The sequence below is a fragment of the Corynebacterium sp. HMSC04H06 genome, from assembly GCF_001815935.1.
Lineage (GTDB): Bacteria > Actinomycetota > Actinomycetes > Mycobacteriales > Mycobacteriaceae > Corynebacterium.
The window spans coordinates 1-3444 of record NZ_KV823428.1 but is presented as its reverse complement, the minus strand read 5'-3'; the positions used below and the strand labels follow the sequence as shown (position 1 = coordinate 3444).

General features: G+C 71.3%; 2 protein-coding genes and 1 pseudogene. 2 read left to right on the top strand and 1 reads right to left on the bottom strand.

All coding sequences use genetic code 11. From position 1 onward, the window contains the following. Positions 1 to 56: 56 nt before the first annotated feature. Positions 57 to 1262 (bottom strand): acyltransferase family protein, encoded by a 1206-nt coding sequence (locus HMPREF3067_RS06235; protein WP_305764496.1) that lies wholly within the window; start codon positions 1260 to 1262, stop codon positions 57 to 59. A 103-nt stretch (positions 1263 to 1365) separates the two neighbouring features. Here HMPREF3067_RS06235 and HMPREF3067_RS06230 point away from each other — a divergent pair, with 103 nt between their 5' ends. After that, positions 1366 to 2538 carry a porin PorA family protein gene (locus HMPREF3067_RS06230; RefSeq protein WP_070768868.1) on the top strand — a complete coding sequence of 391 codons (1173 nt, stop codon included), beginning with the start codon at positions 1366 to 1368 and terminating at the stop codon, positions 2536 to 2538. Positions 2539 to 2556: 18 nt separating this feature from the next. After that, positions 2557 to 3444 (top strand): annotated as a pseudogene (locus HMPREF3067_RS06225) (hypothetical protein); the annotation flags it as partial.

Sequence of the window (3444 nt, the reverse complement as noted above, 5' to 3'; positions counted from 1 at the left end):
GCCCTGCTGGCGGCCGCCGGGGCGATGCTGGCGCGCGCGCCCTGGCCGAGCGCGGGCTATGCCGGCGATTCGGTGCTGGTCACCGCCCTGTGCGCCGGGGCGATCGCCTGCGTGTTCGCCGCATCTTCCCGCACCGGCCACAGCGCCCGCACCACGCGCGCGCCGGGGCGTTCCACCCATTCGTAGCCGGCGGCGCTAACCACTACCGTGCCGGCCACCGTAGCCAGCCACACGAGGACGAAGTTAATGGCCCCGCCGCTAAACAGGTCGATGCCCAGCAACGGAAAGACCAGGTCGAGGACCGCCACGTGCCAGAGGAAGATGCCATAAGACCAGACCCCGGCCGCCTGCAGGGGCGCGGATTCCAGCACCCGCGAGCGCGGTGCGAAGACGAAGGGCAGCACCACGCAGGCGGCGAAGGCCCCGCCGACCAGGATGCGACGGGCAAATTCGTCCGGGTCCGGGTGGGCCAGCCCGCGCGGGCCGAACCACTCCCGACTGGCCAGCCAGATGCACCCGGCGGCCAGGCCCAGCCACAGCCAACGCCACCTGGCGGCCCGCTGGACCCAAGCCGGCACGCGGCCTTCGGCCTCGGCGGCCAGCATGCCCACGGCGAACCACAGGGTATAGGCCGGCGGCCAGATCTGGGTGTTAATCCCGTCCGAGTCCGCGTTCGCCACGAAGGGCAGCCACGCCCAGCCCAGGCTCACCGCGGCCCAGGCCGCAATCACCAGGCAGCGCACCCGGCGCCCGCCCGGGAGGAGATCGACGGCAATGGCCAGCAGGGGCATCGTTAAGTAGAAGGCGATCTCCACGCACAGCGACCACAGGTGGGTCAGCCCGGGCGCCAGGCCGTCTGGCCAGAAGATCTGGGTCGAGGTGAGGTTGGCGGTAACCTGCTGGAGGCTCACCCCGGCGGCCGACGGCAGGAGGGCCAAAACCGCGGTCACGCAGACCAGGTAGGCCGGCGCGATGCGGGCGGTGCGGCTGCGATAGTAGCGCGACCAGCCGCGGGCGGCGTAGCGCTCCCGCCGGCGCCACAGGACGAAGGCGCTGAGCGCGAAGAAGACCGCCACGAAATAATCGAAGCGCTCGGCCCAACCCCAGCCAGTGCCGGTCTGGAAGCTGACGTGGGTGACGATGATGCCCAGCGACGCGACCGCCCGCAGACCGTCTAGGGCGTCGAGCCGCTGCGGTAAGGTGTTATGCACGCCGGTGTGGGGCGCGGCAGGCTGGCGGTGCTTCGCGTGAGCGTGCGGCACGCTGCCTCCTTCCCTCGCCGGGGCATGTTCGCTGTGGGGTTTTGCCCGCAAGCGCCCGTGCAACCAGAACCTGTAACTTTCCGTGATTGGACATGATACTGCAATGAAGCGCTTCCTCCGGCTCCGCGGCCGCCTGTTCTGGACCGTGGTGGCGGCAGCCTGCGCGCTCATTATCGGCGCGGTGGTCCCCGCGATGTATGAGAACCAGACGCGCCAGCTTTCCCGCGACATCGGCTACCAGGTAACAGCCACCTCCCCGGAGTCAATGGTCCTGGACTACCAGGCCTTCCGCGCCGGGAAGCCGAATTCGCAGCGCGCCGCCAACCCCGAGTGCGCCCCGGCAAAGCTGGCCAACGGCCATACGCAGTACCCTCTGGCCTGCTTCATCCGGGACGTGCCGGTGGAGGTCGAGCGCCACACCCAGACCGGCAAGGCGGACGACTCCACGCTGGCCAGCTCCGAATCCGAGGTCACCGCCCTCATCGACGACCACCTGGCCGCGCGCGTGAGCGAGTCCTCAGTGCTGAACCGGGAGTCGACCTTCCCGGCCTCCGGGCCTTCGACCGCGCTGACTATGTCGCTGGGCGAGGGCGGCGACGAGATCACGGACCCCGGCTTCGAACGCGACGGGCTGCAGTACTTCTTCCCCGCCGACACCGAACAGCGCTCCTACCCGCTCTACGACCCGCTGCTGCACGGCTCGGAGCCGCTGGACTTCTCCGGCACCGAGAAGGTAGACGGCATCCCCACCTACACCTTCCAGCAGGACCTGCACGGCCGTGAGCTCGACTCGGAGGTGGAAAAGCTGCTCTTTTCCGTCTTCGCCGGCGCGAGCGCGAACGCGGATGCGGCCACCGAGGTCGTCGGCCCAGCGGGGAACTTCTATTCGCAGGCCGACATGGAGCGCTTCGACTACCAGCCGGAGGACACGGTCGTGCTGGAGCCGTATTACTCGGTCAGCCGCACGGTCTGGGTCGAGTCCACCACGGGCACCATCGTTAACGCCGTGACCCACGTGGACATCAGCTTTGCGACCTCCCCGCAGGAGGCGGCCCAGCTCGACGCCACCGACCCGGCGCGCGAGCGAGCCGTGGTCAACGCGCGCCTCGAGTGGAGCCCGGAAAGCCAGCAGCGCGCCCTAGACAAGGTCGCCAGCACGGTCAACATGACCAAGGCCATGTCGATCCTCGGCTGGGGCGGCAAGGCCCTGGGCGTGGTCCTGCTCATCGTTGCCGCGCGGATGTACATGCGCCGCCGCGCCGGCGAGGCAAGCTAACCGCCCGCAGGTCCGCCCATGCCGCACCTTCTTCCCGCCAGCCGCCCCGCCGCGGTGCGCGCGGCCTGCTTGGTCGCGGTCGCCGCCGCGTGCATCGCCAGCGTTACCTGGCCCTTTCTCCTGCCGGGCGAGCTTGTCTGGCGGGACATGGTCGTGCCCGCGGACATGGCGTTAAGCCCCGCCAATTTCGGCGGCGGGGATCTGCCCGCCCGGGCGCTCCCCCAGGACGGGCTGCTCGCCCTAGCCGCCCAGCTCGTGCCCGCGCATTGGCTCGTGCGCACGCTGGTCATCGGCTCGGCCGGCGCCGCGGCCTGGGGCGGCTGGCGGCTGACCAGGTTGTGCACGCCGGCGCCGCGGCATTCTTCGGAACCTGTGGTTGACCGGCGCCTGCTGGGCCCGGCCGCGGCCATCGCGGTGTGCGTTCTCAACCCCTTGGTGGTCGAGCGGCTCCTGCAGGGCCAGTGGTCCATCGCAGTGGCCGCCTGGCTGGGTCCGGCCATCGCCGCGGCGGGCCTGGCCGGCCGGCGGCCCGGGCAGTGGGCGGCCATGTTCGTCTCCTCGCTGACGCCGACCGGCGCGCTGACCGGCGCGTTCCTGGGCATCGCCACCGCGCGCCGGCGGCTGGCCACGGCCTTATACGGGTTGGCGCTATGCCTGCCTTGGGCCCTGCCTGGGCTGCTGGGCGTCGTGCGCGGGACCGCGCCGGGGATGGATGCGGCCGCGGCCGTGGCGGCCTTCGCGCCCCGCGCTGAGGCCCACGCCGGGCTGCTGGTGACCGTGCTCGGGCTGGGCGGGGTCTGGAACGCAGAGGCCGTGCCCGCCTCCCGTCAGGCCGGCTTCGCCCTTTTCGGCGTGCTGCTCATCGCCGTGGTGGCGCTCGGCTGGGCCCGGCTTTCCCGCGCGGGC

Excerpts from the sequence above, each read along its gene's own strand:
- HMPREF3067_RS06230 (WP_070768868.1), top strand. The coding sequence starts at position 1,366 with ATGAAGCGCTTCCTCCGGCTCCGCGGCCGCCTGTTCTGGACCGTGGTG.